The sequence below is a fragment of the Sporosarcina pasadenensis genome (assembly GCF_047228845.1).
Taxonomy (GTDB): domain Bacteria; phylum Bacillota; class Bacilli; order Bacillales_A; family Planococcaceae; genus Sporosarcina.
Window position 1 is genome coordinate 1 of record NZ_JBFEGM010000006.1, and the last position, 15,038, is coordinate 15,038.

The 15,038-nt window shown below is 44.4% G+C and carries 12 protein-coding genes; 7 read left to right on the forward strand and 5 right to left on the reverse strand.

Features of this window, described 5'->3' with window-relative positions; translation table 11 throughout:
* Positions 1-183: 183 nt before the first annotated feature.
* The gene (gene mgtE, locus AB1K89_RS09400) at positions 184-1,542 is read right to left on the reverse strand and encodes a magnesium transporter (RefSeq protein ID WP_413054521.1); all 1,359 of its coding nucleotides are present in this window, start codon (positions 1,540-1,542) and stop codon (positions 184-186) included.
* Between the two features lie 426 nt (positions 1,543-1,968).
* Here mgtE and yfkAB point away from each other — a divergent pair, with 426 nt between their 5' ends.
* From yfkAB to AB1K89_RS09420, 4 genes are all read left to right on the forward strand, one after another.
* Positions 1,969-3,099, forward strand: coding sequence for a radical SAM/CxCxxxxC motif protein YfkAB (gene yfkAB, locus AB1K89_RS09405; protein ID WP_413054522.1), 1,131 nt, complete (start codon positions 1,969-1,971; stop codon positions 3,097-3,099).
* A 373-nt stretch (positions 3,100-3,472) separates the two neighbouring features.
* Entirely contained in the window at positions 3,473-4,402 is a 930-nt protein-coding gene (locus AB1K89_RS09410) for an AEC family transporter (RefSeq protein ID WP_413054723.1), read from the forward strand.
* A gap of 187 nt (positions 4,403-4,589) precedes the next feature.
* On the forward strand, positions 4,590-6,395 hold the full coding sequence (locus AB1K89_RS09415) for a CocE/NonD family hydrolase (protein WP_413054523.1): 1,806 nt from the start codon (positions 4,590-4,592) through the stop codon (positions 6,393-6,395).
* Positions 6,396-6,531: 136 nt separating this feature from the next.
* A complete protein-coding gene (locus tag AB1K89_RS09420) occupies positions 6,532-7,518 on the forward strand; it encodes an alpha/beta hydrolase (RefSeq protein ID WP_413054524.1) in 987 nt (328 codons plus the stop codon).
* 176 nt (positions 7,519-7,694) lie between these two features.
* On the opposite strand, the gene AB1K89_RS09425 is transcribed toward AB1K89_RS09420, so the two are convergent.
* Positions 7,695-8,471, reverse strand: coding sequence for a cytochrome c oxidase assembly protein (locus AB1K89_RS09425; RefSeq protein ID WP_413054525.1), 777 nt, complete (start codon positions 8,469-8,471; stop codon positions 7,695-7,697).
* A complete protein-coding gene (locus tag AB1K89_RS09430) occupies positions 8,464-8,970 on the reverse strand; it encodes a DUF2243 domain-containing protein (RefSeq protein WP_413054526.1) in 507 nt (168 codons plus the stop codon). Before AB1K89_RS09430 ends, AB1K89_RS09425 begins: the two co-directional genes overlap by 8 nt.
* A 160-nt stretch (positions 8,971-9,130) precedes the next feature.
* On the opposite strand from AB1K89_RS09430, the gene AB1K89_RS09435 reads away from it, so the two are divergent.
* The 3 genes from AB1K89_RS09435 (at position 9,131) to AB1K89_RS09445 (ending at position 13,137) form a co-directional block, all read left to right on the forward strand.
* On the forward strand, positions 9,131-9,565 hold the full coding sequence (locus AB1K89_RS09435; protein ID WP_413054527.1) for a YugN family protein: 435 nt from the start codon (positions 9,131-9,133) through the stop codon (positions 9,563-9,565).
* Positions 9,566-9,704: 139 nt separating this feature from the next.
* The gene (locus AB1K89_RS09440) at positions 9,705-10,601 is read left to right on the forward strand and encodes an ABC transporter ATP-binding protein (RefSeq protein WP_413054528.1); all 897 of its coding nucleotides are present in this window, start codon (positions 9,705-9,707) and stop codon (positions 10,599-10,601) included.
* Positions 10,582-13,137: an ABC transporter permease subunit gene (locus tag AB1K89_RS09445; RefSeq protein ID WP_413054529.1), complete on the forward strand. Its 2,556-nt coding sequence runs from the start codon at positions 10,582-10,584 to the stop codon at positions 13,135-13,137. The genes AB1K89_RS09440 and AB1K89_RS09445 overlap by 20 nt, the downstream gene beginning before the upstream one ends.
* 155 nt (positions 13,138-13,292) lie before the next feature.
* Here the strand turns inward: AB1K89_RS09445 and AB1K89_RS09450 are convergent, their stop codons facing one another.
* A complete protein-coding gene (locus AB1K89_RS09450) occupies positions 13,293-14,045 on the reverse strand; it encodes a SurA N-terminal domain-containing protein (protein ID WP_413054530.1) in 753 nt (250 codons plus the stop codon).
* A gap of 218 nt (positions 14,046-14,263) precedes the next feature.
* On the reverse strand, positions 14,264-14,968 hold the full coding sequence (gene rluF / locus AB1K89_RS09455; protein ID WP_413054531.1) for a 23S rRNA pseudouridine(2604) synthase RluF: 705 nt from the start codon (positions 14,966-14,968) through the stop codon (positions 14,264-14,266).
* Positions 14,969-15,038: the final 70 nt, after the last annotated feature.

The following is a 15,038-nucleotide window of genomic DNA, read 5'->3' on the forward strand; positions in this document are numbered from 1 at the left end:
AAAGCGAGAGGTTCCGCGCCCAAAGCGAGAGGTTCCGCGCCCAAAGCGAGAGGTTCCGCGCCCAAAGCGAGAGGTTCCGCGCCCAAAGCGAGAGGTTCCGCGCCCAAAGCGAGAGGTTCCGCGCTCAAAGGGGGAGGCCCCGCGCTCAAAGCGAGCCATCTATTGTATAACTATCTTCAATCCCTACATCAATTTCGAAATGAACATCGTTGCAATTCCAAAGTAAATCAATAACGACAAAATATCATTGATCGTCGTAATGAGCGGGCCGGACGCGACCGCTGGATCGACTTTGAATTTACTCAAGATCAACGGGATGATGGTTCCCGCCAACGTTCCGATGATCAGTGTCGCGACGAGGGATGAGCCGACGACGAGCCCGAGTGTGAAGCTGCCTTGCCAAATATAGGCGATGACGGAAATGACTGCACCGCAGATAATTCCGAGCATGATACCGACAAGCAGTTCACGGAAAACGAGGCTGAGCGTTTTTTTCATCGTCAGTTCTTCCGTTACAAGCCCCCGAACGACGACAGCCAATGATTGCGTTCCCGTATTTCCGGTCATCCCGGCAATCATCGGCATGAAAAATGCCAAAGCGACGACGGCTTCAAGCGTAGCTTCGAATTTCGCGATGATACTGCCCGACACGAGGCCGATGAATAATAGCAACACGAGCCAAGGTAGCCTTCTATACGCCGCCACGAAAGGCCGCGTATGGAAGTCGATCTCTTTGCCGGACGCAAACAACATTTCGATATCCTCATTCGCTTCCCGCATGACGATATCCAAGACGTCATCAGCTGTAATGATGCCGACTAGAATATTATCGTCATTCACAACTGGTACGGAAAAGAAATCATGCCGCCCGATCATTTTGGCGACATCACTTTGTTTCGTCGTTTCATGGACTTTTACGATATCCGTAGTCATGATATTCGTAATGGTATCATCGGGATCGCTCAGAAGCAGATCTCGGTACGACGCGACACCGATCAATCTCTTTTCGTCATCAATGACATACACATAATTCAAGTAATCGGCAAAGTCCTTGAAATACTTCAATTTATGAACGGTCTTTTCCACCGTATAAGACTCATGAACCCATACGTATTGGCTGATCATCGCCCGGCCTGCTGACCTTTTCGGATACTTCATTTTTTTACGAATGGATTTTTTCTCTTCATCCCTCATCTCTGCAATGAGCCGATCGACCTCCTTGCTCGGTAAATCGGAAAGGAGATAGGCGAGGTCATCACTCTTAAGGACTTCTAATAATTCCGTAGAGCGGGCGGCTCCGATCTTTTTCAATACACGCAACTGTTCGTTGCGCGTCAAATACCTGAGGAGTGCTACCAGCTGATCCAAAGAGAGCCATTCCAAAAATAGGATTCGGCGTTTTCGCGGCAGACCGCGGTAATGCATAGATATTTCATAGGGGGTTAATTCACTTATGATTTTTTGGAAAGTATCTTTCTGCCCTTCCTTCAATACGTGGACAATTGCGCGTGAAACTTCTTCTTTGTCCCCTTGTAACGTCATGACTCCCTTCACCTCACTTTATATATAAATGAAAGCCTTGCTAACTTGTCTATTTCCCTATTTCTTATTTACATAAACGGAAGAGAGATAGAACTTGTTGTGTTCTAGGCAATCGTAGATAAATTCGCTCGAGTCAGTGACAACGGGTTTTCACAAGCCACTATTTTACTAACAACTAAACAATTCCGAAAAAAGATGTTTAGCACAGAATTGATAGGGAAAGAGAGTTAGTCCCGAAACATTTTTCAACCACTCCACGAACGAGCGGACAAAGCAGTTTTTAGAGATGGTGGATTTGTGATTGTGAATGAAGAGGCCGCTTCCCTGTATATGGGGAAGCGGCTTCTTTTTTTATGACGAAGTTGCAAAAGAATGGAATAAAGCTCATACTATTTTAATGTAATTAATTAATAGGGAGTCATAGAAATGAATACTATAGCAACACCAAACATAATGTCACCTGCCTATGATCCGTGGGAAGCTTACTTGGACGTGCAGGAGCATGGCAAATTAACATTATCGAGCATTGAATTTACGACTACATACTTGTGCAATATGCGATGCGAGCATTGCGCGGTCGGCTATATGCTGCAGCATAAAGATCCGGACGCATTGCCGATTGACCTGCTTCTTTCCCGTCTCGACGAAATCCCACATTTACGGACAATTAGCATTACAGGCGGAGAGCCGATGTTTTCCAAAAAGTCGATTGAACAGTACGTTTTACCTTTATTAAAATATGCGCATGAAAACGGCATACGGACGCAAATGAACTCGAACCTGACGATGCCTCTCGACCGTTATATGGGAATCGCTCCCTATTTGGACGTCTTGCATATATCCCATAACTGGGGCACCGTCGATGATTTTATAGACGGTGGGTTCGCGAATATGGAAAGAAAGCCGCCAAGGGAACGCCGTGCCGAGCAGTTCCAGCGGATGATCGACAACAGCCGAGCGTTGGCGGAAGCTGGCGTCATGGTGTCCGCTGAGACGATGCTGAATAAGCGGACTCTGCCGCATCTTGCTCATATTCATCGACAAGTCGTTGAAGAGATGAAGTGTGCGCGACATGAAGTGCACCCAATGTACCCAAGTGACTTCGCTTCGCAGCTTGAAGTGCTGTCGCTCGACGAAACACGGGAAGCAATCCATCAATTATTGGATATGCGTAATGAAGATGTGTGGATGCTCTTTGGCACATTGCCGTTTTATCCGTGCAGTCAAAACGAAGAAGATTTGAAGATGTTGAAACGCATTTACAGCAGCAAAAATGTCTCGGTACGCAATGACCCGGATGGCCGCTCCCGTCTGAACGTCAACATTTTTACAGGTGACGTCATCGTAACCGATTTCGGGGATACGCCTCCAATGGGCAATATCCAGAACGATTCTCTGCCCGAAATGCTCGACAGATGGCTTGACCGTCCGCTTGCAAAAACGATCGGATGCCATTGTCCAGCTGTTAAATGCCTGGGGCCGAACTTATTAGTGAAGGATGCTTATTATCCGGAGGAAGATTTCACTGCGAAGCGGGCGAACATTGTCATGGAATAATCTTCGCGGAAGATTGCATGAAGTGGAACCCCATTTTGCGTCAAATACCTTTGACAAAATAAATAGCTTCGATAGGTGAAAGGTCACAAAATGACCATATATCTCGGGAAATGATTGATATAATTGGGGAAATAATCGATATCTGTCCGCAATTGATTGATATCTTCCGGGAAATGAACGATATATGTTGGGGAATGATTGATATCCTTCCAGAAGCGACATTGCCGACCATATAAAAGGACTTCCGATTACATAGGAAGTCCTTTTTCTTATGCTTCGTTATAACTTTTCTCAATTACAAGAACGGATTGCTTTCCTGTATACTTAAATTGGAAGAGATTTCTGTAATAAAAACCTCAGAACAGGGGTGGCCATCATGTTTATAGGAACCATTTTCATAAATATAATTATTCCTATCTTAATCCTAATAGTGATTGGTGCAGGATTACAAAGGAAATTTGCATTTAATCTAAGGGCGATTTCGAATTTGATTACGTATTGCCTTATGCCAGCAGCCGTTTTCATCAATCTATATAAGACGGAAATTGATGTCCAAGTTCTTTTTGAAATCGTTGGTTATTTATTTGCTTTTAGTTTGTCATTAATAGTTGTCACGGCAATCATCAGTAAACTATTAAAATTGGACAAGGGGGAATCGGCCATATTCAAAAACAGCATTTCGTTGATCAACTCCGGGAATTACGGGATACCGGTCAGTCAGCTGTTATTCCAAGCGAATCCTCTTGGCATCTCCATTCAGATTATCGTAATGGTTTTTCAAAATGTTTTAACGTATACATATGGATTGTATAATTTGATCTCTGCAACGAAGACCGGGTTGGAAATATTGCGGTCGCTTTTGAAAATGCCGATCATCCACGCAATGATACTTGGCAGCTTGTTAAATTGGCTGCAAGTCCCGATTCCGAACTTCATCTGGTCTCCGATCAGTCATCTGGCTGATGCATTTTTGGCAATCGCGCTCGTATTATTGGGAGCACAACTAGCACAAATCCAACTTCGAACAATTATCAATCGGACAATTCTCGTTAGCAGCATAGGAAGACTGATGATCGGTCCGGCTGTTTCATTGTTGCTCATCTATCTATTCGGACTGGATGGTGTTGTAGCCCAATCTTTGTTTATCGCAAGTTCCTTCCCGACATCAAGAAATAGTTCTACACTCGCGTTGGAATATGATGTATATCCGGATCTGGCAGCCCAAACAGTTCTCTTTTCAACTGTGTTAAGCGCCATCACGGTAACATTTGTCGTTTATTTATCTGCGGTGTTATTTGTTTGAGATTTTACAGGTGGACTTCTAAATACATGGTAGTCCTTTTTTATTTGAGTTGACCTGCCCTAATAAGCAGTTGACATAAATTGTAATTATATTAAAATGTTCATAACATTCTAAATTTCAACGTCAATGCATATCGATACATTTGACTCTTAAATTGGGAAGGAAAAAGACAAAGGGGGATTTCAGTATGAAAAGGAGGCATGTTTTATTTTGGCCAGGAGTACTTCTTGGTAGTTTACTTGTTTTCATAGTGGGCAGTTTCGTTCTTGCGAGTAAGGAAATTGGTGTAGACAAACCGCCGTTGGCAACCGTTTACCATAGTAATCCGGAAAAAGTCTTAGCCAACTCTATGCCGTATGAACTTGAGGATGGCGTTACAAAACCGATTTACGAAATGAGCGACGCGATTATTGAAGAACTGTATGTGGAAACCGAAGTGGATAGTGACAACGATGGGGCACTTGATAAAGTTTTCATTACAGTCGTCAGACCGCCTACCGAGGACGGTATGAAAGTGCCTGTCCTCTATTGGATGACCCCCTATCGTGAGCACTACTCAGAATACGACGAGCATTTTACAGTTACCGGAGCGGATGGGAAAACCTTTGTAGATAACTCACAGTTTTGGGGAAGCCATTATGTTTCGCGAGGCTATGGATTCGTTGCTGGGGAAAGTCTTGGAACTGCGAATTCTGAAGGATGTCCAACGATCGGTGGACATGAGGAAACACTTGCCGCAAAAGCGGTCGTGGACTGGTTGAATGGCAGAGCAAAGGCATTTACAGCGGACGGCGAAGAAAGGGTTGCTGATTGGACGACCGGGGACACGGCCATGATGGGCGCGTCCTATGACGGTACATTTGCAAATGCAGTGGCGGCAACCGGGGTTGAGGGCCTAAAAGCGATTGTTCCAATCAGCGCAATTAGCAGTTGGTACGACTATTTAGGTGCCAATGGTTTATATGTTACTCATGGCACCGAGGAAGATGGGAAGGAAACGTACACAAATTTTGCGGCTGGTTTTTCTAAAAAACTTTGGAACGGAAAATCGGAAAACTGCTTGAAAGTAATTGAAGAGATGGATAAGCAACAAGGCGATGGCGACTATAATGATTTTTGGGCAGCGCGGAATTATGTACAAAATGTTAATCAAATAAAGGCGGCTGTACTGATCGCCCATGGGCAAAACGATCCCGTTGTAAGACCGAAAAATTTCGATACATGGTGGGAAGTGCTGAAAACTAATGACGCGCCTAGGAAAATGTGGATTGGCTATACAGACCATAGCTGGAATCATACGCCGGAATGGAATCTTGAAGTGAATAGATGGCTCGACCATTGGCTTTACGGCATTGAAAACGGGATTATGGACGAACCCGTTGTCCGCATCGAAGACAATGATTACATTTGGTCTGAATGGGAAGATTGGCCGCATATTAATGCAAATCCTGTTACATTTCAACTGACAATGGAAGGGAAACTCCTAACGGGGGCAACTGAAAATGAGCTTTTGGAAGGAAGCCAATCGTTCAAGGACGGGGAGGATATGTTGAAGTACTATGTTGCCTCGTCTCCTGAAGATGATCAACCGAATCGGCTAATTTATATGACGGACGAGTTGGAGTCCGACCTACTACTAAGTGGAGCACCAATACTAACACTTGCTGCAAGCTTCGATGCCCCAGAGGCAAATCTATCGGCACTGCTAGTTGACTATGGGGGAATCATACCCGAGGTTGTCACAAAAGGATGGATCGACCCGGAAAATTGGAATTCGATCGAAACTCCGGAACCGATTGTCGCTGGTGAACAGTATACACTTACTTGGGATATGCAACCGAAAGCATATACGTTTAAAAAAGGGCATAGGATTGGGCTTGTCTTAATTGGAACCGATCGATATTACACAGAGAATCCTACGAGTGAAGTAACAATAACTGTCACACCCGCTTTAAGCGAGCTGGCTCTTCCTCTTGTTAAGGAGGAAAAATAATTCGTCCGAAGAAAAAGAGTGGTCAATGGCCTACTCTTTTTTTAATTGCAATCTAAACGAAATGGGAATACAAGGAATTCATCGAAACATACATTGAACAATTAATGGAGCTTTTAGGAAAAAGGGGAGAATGACGATGGGGATCCAATTGGAGAATCGACAGGTTGTCATTGAGAGTGATGTCAAATTAAAAGGAACTTTGACTTTGCCTGTAACAAAAGAAGGTTTGCTTCCAGCAATTCTAATACTTGCGGGATCGGGCAAACTGAATCGGGATGCAAATGCGGAAAAAGGGAAATTCCAGTTCAATCTGTATAGAGACCTGGCAGAGCACCTGCCGAAATTGGGGTTTGCAACGCTTCGATATGATAAACGAGGCGTTGGAGAAAGCGAAGGGAACTTTGAGAAGTCAGGGCTTTGGGACGCGGTGACGGATGCGAAAAATGCCCTTGAGTTTTTGACATCCCATCCTGACATCGATCCACATCGGCTCATTGTGGTTGGCCATAGTGAGGGATGTATTGTCGGGACTGCACTGTACGCGAAAAGACCGTTTAATGGATTGGTTTTATTATCAGGCGGAGGCGGGGGATTGCGTGAAAGTCTGGATCTGCAAAGGCAACAATTATATTCCGAGTTGAGACATGCGACAGGTTTGCAAGGGTTCATCATTCGGAAATTCAATACGTTGGATAAAAGCGAAAAACAGGCACAAGCAACGTACCGGAAATTAACGACGACAAATAAGGATGTGGTCAGGATTGCCGGTTTCATTAAGATGCCTGCGAAATATTACCGCGAGCATTTCGATTACGACATTGTCGAAGGCTTGCAACATGTCGCATGTCCTGTATTGGCGATTAATGGCTCAAAGGATTTCCAATCCAGTATTGAATTCACGAAAAGGATTCCTGAAAATGTAAAAGGACCGTCGACATGCATCGTTGTCGAAAATATGGATCATGGGTTGAAAGAACAACTGACACCACTTTCCGCCTCTACGTATAAGAAGGATTACATCAAGACAATCGGCAAACCGATCCATGCAGATGCAATCATGCATCTTGATGCGTGGCTGAGTGAGTGGAAGCAAGGGTCAGTCCAAGTGGCTGGGGAAAATTGAAATGGGGGTCTGCGCTAGGTAGAAGGTCATGAAATGACGATAAACTTGTGAAAGTGACCGATAACTTTTTCGAAGTGACCGATAACTCCCCGCAGATGAACGATAACCTTGTAAATTTGAATGATAACCGAGGGGAAATGACCGATAAAATCAAAAAGGCTTCCCCTATTAAGCAACTACACTGCTTTCCCAACCCTGAGAGGGCGCGCTGATTGATACCAGTGGCGGAATAAAATGAAAATCAGCAGCAGATCGATTGCATCGCCGCCATAATACATCAGCATGCCACCATTCCTTGCCTCCTCAATAGGAACGCCCGTCGGTGGATATGCATAAATGAATTTTGACAAGATGCCATGAGTGGCGAGCGCCAGAATGAAAACGACAGTCCTGTACGTGTAACTGAAACGGTGGAAGACAGGATCGATATAAACCAAGGATATTGTGAATAAATAACCTGCCAGGAAGACATGGACGTGAATGATGATATGGAGTAAAAGGCTCGAGTGCATCGCTGAATACAAATCGGTCGTATAGAGTAGCCATAACCCGCCGATGTTCAAGACGGAAGCAACAACCGGGTTAGTGTAGAAGCCTATGAAAGGACTTTGCAGGAGACGGCTAAGCTTTCTTGCTAAACGGACGTTGAGGAAGCGCAATAGTAAAGTCATAGGTGCAGCGAGTGCAATAAGAAGCGGGGCGAGCATGCCTAGCAGTAAATGACCCGCCATGTGAGCCGTGAAATCGGCATGGGAAAGACGGGCGAGTGGACCGACCAAAGCAGCTGCGGCTAGAAGTACACCTGCAACGAAAGAAGCTGTACGAAGCCAAGACCATTTGCGAAGGCGCCCCCGTCTGTTTGTTATGATTACAGCTCCGATGTATAATGCGATCGCAAGAAAAGCAGAAATGCTAAAAAGAAAATCGGTCAACAGAAAATGAGCATCATGCATTGGCAAACGCTCCTTTCCCGTCACGTTGATCTCGTTTCGCGCTTACAATCAACCCAATGCCAATCGCAATCATGATAGCCGCAGAAATATTCCAGACGAGATCATACGGTAAAATATCGACATTGTATCGGATTTGATGGATGCGCATGACCTTATGCTGAATTGTACCGTCATAAAGCTGGAAAACCCCGGCGCCTAGCAATTTCCCTCCCCACCACATCTTATGCCAAAGAGCATCACGCCTCCGCAGATCAGCAACGAGGTACAACCCGCCAACGGTCGCAAACCAGCTGAATGCGTGAAACAGCCCATCCGATACGAGACCGACCGCGACAGTCGATTTATCGTAAAATTTATGCCAATGGAGAAGTTGATGGAACAATGTCTCATCAAGAAAAGCGACAAAACCTAACCCGAACAAAATGCCTGACCAAAGGTTGCGACGTGCAAATAATGCCCTATTATTCGAATGCGTCTGCTCGTTATGTATGGTAGTCATATTTATCTCCTCCATCTAATGAAATTGGTGTTTTCATAAGTATAGCCGCGAAGGAAGGATGGTAATCGCTATCTTTCATTCTCTTTGTATAGACATGGGGTATGTCTCCCTCTTCTTTTGTGAATGCTGAAAAGCAAATGACTTAGGAGGAGGAGAAATCATGTTGAAATTACAAACGGAGCTTGAAGGGCAAACTGCTTCTTTTGGAGTAGTAAGCGATTGTATTCGCAAGCTCGGCTATCACATGGGTGGAAACTGGGATTATGACCGAGGATGCTTCGACCATATTTTATGCCAAGAAGGCGGCGAAACAATTTATATCCGAATCCCTTTTTTCGTAACGCAAGGCGAGCTTGACGATTATGAAGCGTCCATTAAATTCGGAACCCCTTACATCATCAAGCATGTCGTACACGTAGGTCTCGACCGGGACGGTGATTCACTTTTGGACGCGACAGGCTTCAGTCAATTCCAGCAACCAATCGATAAGGACGGAAAGATCATTAATAAAAATAGATGGATTCATGCAGGGGAAGTTGCCGTGAAGGACCTTTTAGACTGTATGTATGCACAGAATTTGTTGAAATCAAGTTGAATCGAACGAAACAATCCACCTCAAATGTAACTACGAGGTGGTTTTTTTTGTTTGTTTTAAATTCAATGTTTTCTGTCAATTAAATTTTCATTATAGTATAATGGAGATAAGTGGAAATGAAAAGGGGGAAGTTGGCGGTATGATTTTATCTGTCAAAGATGTTCACAAATCATTCGGCAAGGAACAGGTGCTAAAGGGGATTACATTTGAAATTGAAGAACCTAAGATCATTGCTCTCGTTGGGCCGAACGGGTCGGGGAAGTCAACGTTAATGAACATCATAACGAATCTGTTGCCTGCAATTAAAGGGGAAGTGACAGTCCTTGGAAAGAGTAATCGGGATCCGAATATTTTCCGTGAGATTTCGTTCATGCAGGATAATACGGTGCTGTACGATTATTTGACGGGGTACGATCATTTGCAGTTCATCTGCGATGTGCAAGGGCTGCCGAAAAAACAGCTGCTTGCGACGGCGGACCGGATTGGCATAAAGAGTTATTTGAATAAGAAAGTGAAAAATTACTCGCTTGGAATGAAACAGCATTTGCTGCTCGCGATGGCAGTCGTGAACAAGCCAAAGCTGATGATTTTGGATGAACCGTTGAACGGGCTCGACCCGACGAGCGCAATACGAGTGCGCGAGCTGCTGCTTGCATTGCGTGATGAAGGAACAGCGATTTTATTATCCTCGCATAACTTGGCGGAAATCGACCGGGTGACATCATCGATTTTATTCCTAAAGAAAGGGAATTTAATTCAGGAAAATATGGCCGAGTTCGAACAGGTTCGCTATCAAATCACGGTGAACGACATTGTGAAAGCGGAAAAGGCATTGGCAGCAGTGGGGATACCTGTGGAGGTAGTGGATGGCCGATTGCATCTGTACCGGAAAGATGTAGGGCTTGACCGTGTGTTCTATTTGTTGGATCAAGAGCGGGTCGTCATTGATGATATAGAGAAAAAAGTATTCGGTTCGGAGGAACGCTACCGGAAAATCTTCACGGAGGTAAAGGCCGATGAGCTTGTTCAAGTTTGAGCTGAAGAAGATCCTGCGGCAAAAGAAGTTTGTTTGGCTATTGGTTATGGTGCTGCTAACTGTCGGATGGTCTTTTTATCAAAATAAAATCGAGCAGGATTTGATGGTGAAAGAGGCAGAGGAAAAGATTCGTCCTATCGCTTTAAAGGTTGATCAATTATACGCGCAGCTCTTGCCATTGAACCGGGAGAATAGGCTGACAGAGGAGCAGGCGGAGCAATTCGATATTTTGAACAATATGGCGACGGCCACGTTTCAATGGAAAAGCGCCATTTTCGAAAAGCGTTGGGATGAAATTCCGCTGGTCGAGAATGGATTCTACTCGCTATTGGAAAAGTACGAGGAAGTCGGAGGGGTCTTTACAATACTAGAGGGCGTGGAACGGGAAAAGGCTATCGATAAGAATGCTTATTTGGTAAAGCGTGATTTGCCATATGCCAATGAAACCGATCCGGTGTCCCCTGCCTTGCAAATGAGTGAGATAGCTCCCATTTTGCTAGGACCGGCCGGACTTTTACTGCTATTGCTCCTTTTCGGGAACGCTTACACTTCAGAGAAGGAGCAGCAGACTTTGTTGACGTTAAGGACGCAGCCACTTCGCAGATGGAAATTGCTGCTTGCGAAGTATACCGGATTGCTAACTGTAACATTTTTCTATTTAGTTGTCATAGCGATTGGCGGATGGGTGATTCCGGTTGTTTTCGGAGACACATTCAATGATTTGTTGTATCCAAAGTTTCTGGAAACAGGCGATTCTTTCGCCATCATTCCCATATGGCAACATTTGTTGAATGCGACGATTCTATTTGTGGGAGTGGGGGCATTCCTTTTTGCCTTGTTGCTTTTAATCGGTACGCAATTAAGAAGCTCATTTTCAACGATTATGCTGACAGGCTTCCTTACAATGATCGGCGTTGTACTGACGGATGCACTGCCGATCATGCAGACACCCTGGAACCCTTTCCAGTTTTTCCGTGCAGATCGGTTTTTGTCCGAAATACCGACGCATCCGATATGGCTGTATGCAATTTCGGCGTTTCTATGGAGCGTTTTATTGCTTGCGGCAACCATTTTCTTGCGTGAAGGCGAACGTGGTTTATTTAAATCGGCCGAGGAACTGAAGCCGTACTATAAAGGAAAGATGACACATCTCCTCCCTGTCTGGAATAATAGTCTGTTTGAATGGCGGAAGTCGAAGCGGAGGGGGCTTGTCGGGCAGTCTTTGATTGTCTTATTCATCGTTGCTATTGTCGGCTATTTCTATTTCGCGGAGCAAGCGAAGGAGAAGGAGACTGAGGCTCTCGAAAGGTTAGCGTCGACTGTAGAAGATGCGGAGAATGAGACGGGACTCATCGGTTACTTTATGGAAACCATCGAAGAAATGGAGAAGCTTATTGCAGAAGCGAATGCAAGAGGTGAAGATGGGGACTTGATGTATGGACATAATATTGAACACATTCAAGGGAATATAGATGTAGCCCGTGAAGAAGCCACGCTTGCTGGACGAGCATTGAAGGCCTATGGAAATAAAGATTGGACCCCCTTATACGATTATCAGCTGTCCAATGACCGTCGATATCTTGAAGGTTTGAAAGAGGTTAAAAAGCATAATTATGATCCACTCACCATTTTCGGCTATGAAACAGCGATTGCCCAAATAGAGTGGATGAAAGATCATCATATCCAACCGGTATTTGCGGGCACCTATATTCCGAACATCCATGACCAATGGAAAGAGGAACACCGGAAGGAGAAGAAAATGAATGAAATGTGGAATCGTAAAGTAGATCATAGCGGGTTATTTTCGCTCTTCATGTATTTCCGCGATTATTTGTACTTCATTCCGCTGATTTTATTCCTCATACTCGTAGGCGCAGGATTATCTGGTGAGCGAGGGAAGAGGCCGACGTTGCAGTTGCTTGAGACATTGCCGATCATGAAGCGTTCCCTTTTCCTTGGAAAAGTGCTTTTCAGTTCTGCCATTGCTATTGGGAGTGCGATCGTTGTTTTCCTGTTTGCCGTGCTCGTCGGAACGGTGTTCAACCGGTTTGGCGACTGGATGTATCCGGTGCTGCATTATCATAGCAGAAAAGAATTCCAATCGTTTGATTTTACAGGGCAACGAGCATTCGAGGGCGGCTATCACTTCATGCCGCTTGGAGAGTTTTTGTTGAAGTCCCTTTTGCTATATGTTTGTATCGCATTGTTCCTGCTTGCTTTGACGAATGTCCTGGGACTCTTCATCCGCCAGCCGTTAGTCGTGTACGCACTGACTGGATTGCTTTGTTTAGCAGGGTATTTAGTGAGCTGGAAAATGGATGATTTTGCTCAGTATTCGCCGTTCCTCTATCTCAACATACCGAAAATCGTCAACGGGGAAATTATGACGTTGCTGAATAATCCGGCAATTGGCTTGTATATGGGCTGCGCCATGCTGCTCGGAGCGATGGCATTCCTTTTGATTACCGCTTATGTCGGGTTGGGTTTTGGGAAGAGGGTTGTGAGGAAGGAGAAGTCGGCTGCAGCGACGGTGTGAATGCCTGATACTGTCAAATGACAAAAAGAAATAACCCATCATTGAGTTCAGCGCTCATTTTGGATGGGTTATTCCAATCGAAAGCCGTCCCCTTACAGGGAGACTATCAATTACTGTGACCACTCGGGTGCAACCGGGTAGTTCTTTTGTACATCTTAAATCTTAATGTCAATCGTCGCATTTTTCTTTAATTCTTCAACCCGCTGAGCGAGTTGCTCCTGCTGTTTTTGCTGATGAAGAGATTGTTCTATTTGTGGTTTTACTTCTTCAAGCTTTGGAGCTTCTTGTCCGATACTCTTTGCTTGTTCCGCATATTGATCATACATTTGTTGAATTTCTTCATCGGTTATTTTGCCAGCTGGCACTTCTTTCTCAACGTACTGTCTAAGTTTAATATCGTCAGCTAGTTGAGTTTCAAGCGTTTTCATATCCATGCCGGATTTTTTAAGAGCTGCTTTGAATTTTTTTTCTGTTTTAAACTGATTTTTTATTTCGTCCAGTTGCTTATTAATATCTGACTCTGAAGCTTTATAGCTTTTTTTATCTGCCTCTTGAAGAAGGAGGGTTTGTCCGACTAAGCTGTCAATTGTTTGGGTTTTCACTTGCTCTGCAGCTTCTTTGGAAGTCGGATCTTGTCCCATTTGCTGCATTTGTCCTTGTATAGATGCTAAAGCGATATTATAGTCGCTTCCTAAAATCTCTTTATCATTCACTATGGCAACAGTTTTATCTTCATCTATTTGCTGTGCTTCTAAGTTCTTTTGCATTTCTTCCATTTGTTCTTGCTGTTCATTTTCCGCTGTTTTTGCTTTATTATTACCTGCTTCTGAACTTTCGTCATTTCCCCCGCATGCCACTAAAACAATGGCCAGTAGACCGGTGATTAATGTAAACATTATTTTTTTCATAATCGATCTCCTTCCTTAAGCTAGAAGTATAATCTTTCGTAAAAAATCATCTAGTGCGCATTATAGTGTTAATCCTACGAAAAAGAAACAGTATGCGCTCCTTTTTAATATTTATCACAGGATTGAAACATTCTGTAATGATCATGGATGCGTATAAAAAGGGCGATACATATTGTACTTGCACAATGTGTATCGCCCTTTATACGTTCCTGTTGTATTCACCTTTTCGGCTCATAATCAAGCATTTGAAACATTTCCTTTAGTTCCTTATCCGTCAGTTCACGCCACTGTCCGATCGGTAAATTACCGAGATGGATGTTCATGATGCGTGTTCGTTGCAGACGTCTGACGTTGTAGCCGAGTGCTGAGCACATGCGGCGGATTTGGCGGTTTAGCCCTTGTGTCAACGTAATGTTGAATTTGCGTGGGCCGAGTTGTTTCACTTTGCATGGTTTCGTTATTGTGTCGAGGATTTCGACGCCGGATTCCATGTTTTTAATGAATTCTTTCGTAATGGGACGGTCGACAGTGACGATATATTCTTTTTCGTGGCCGTGTTCTTCGCGCAGGATTTCATTCACGATGTCGCCGTCATTCGTTAGAAGTAGCAAACCGTCGGAGTCTTTGTCGAGTCGCCCGATATGGAAGATGCGGAGCGGATGGTTAACAAAATCGACGACATTCCCTTCGATATGTCTCTCAGTCGTGCTTGTAATGCCGACAGGTTTATTAAGAGCGATATAGACGAGCTGATCCTCTGTTTTTACGGGTTTGCCGTCAACACGGACTTCATCCCCTTGTTCGACTCTGCTTCCGAGTTCTGCTGGCTGGCCGTTGATTGTAACACGTCCGTCTTCGATCCATTTATCTGCACCGCGCCGGGAGACGATGCCGGCTTCGCTTAAAAATTTATTGATTCGCATAGGTTCACCTTTTTTCGAGTTTCTTTCCCACTATTGTACCGCTTGAGCTGCAAGTTTACAAAATCGTGGA

What these genes read in the sequence shown, in the direction of transcription:
- AB1K89_RS09440 (WP_413054528.1), top strand. Translation starts at nt 9,705, where the DNA reads ATGATTTTATCTGTCAAAGATGTTCACAAATCATTCGGCAAGGAACAG.
- AB1K89_RS09415 (WP_413054523.1), top strand. Translation starts at nt 4,590, where the DNA reads ATGAAAAGGAGGCATGTTTTATTTTGGCCAGGAGTACTTCTTGGTAGT.
- mgtE (WP_413054521.1), bottom strand. Translation starts at nt 1,542, where the DNA reads ATGACGTTACAAGGGGACAAAGAAGAAGTTTCACGCGCAATTGTCCAC.
- AB1K89_RS09420 (WP_413054524.1), top strand. Translation starts at nt 6,532, where the DNA reads ATGGGGATCCAATTGGAGAATCGACAGGTTGTCATTGAGAGTGATGTC.
- rluF (WP_413054531.1), bottom strand. Translation starts at nt 14,968, where the DNA reads ATGCGAATCAATAAATTTTTAAGCGAAGCCGGCATCGTCTCCCGGCGC.
- AB1K89_RS09445 (WP_413054529.1), top strand. Translation starts at nt 10,582, where the DNA reads ATGAGCTTGTTCAAGTTTGAGCTGAAGAAGATCCTGCGGCAAAAGAAG.
- AB1K89_RS09450 (WP_413054530.1), bottom strand. Translation starts at nt 14,045, where the DNA reads ATGAAAAAAATAATGTTTACATTAATCACCGGTCTACTGGCCATTGTT.
- yfkAB (WP_413054522.1), top strand. Translation starts at nt 1,969, where the DNA reads ATGAATACTATAGCAACACCAAACATAATGTCACCTGCCTATGATCCG.
- AB1K89_RS09430 (WP_413054526.1), bottom strand. Translation starts at nt 8,970, where the DNA reads ATGACTACCATACATAACGAGCAGACGCATTCGAATAATAGGGCATTA.
- AB1K89_RS09435 (WP_413054527.1), top strand. Translation starts at nt 9,131, where the DNA reads ATGTTGAAATTACAAACGGAGCTTGAAGGGCAAACTGCTTCTTTTGGA.
- AB1K89_RS09425 (WP_413054525.1), bottom strand. Translation starts at nt 8,471, where the DNA reads ATGCATGATGCTCATTTTCTGTTGACCGATTTTCTTTTTAGCATTTCT.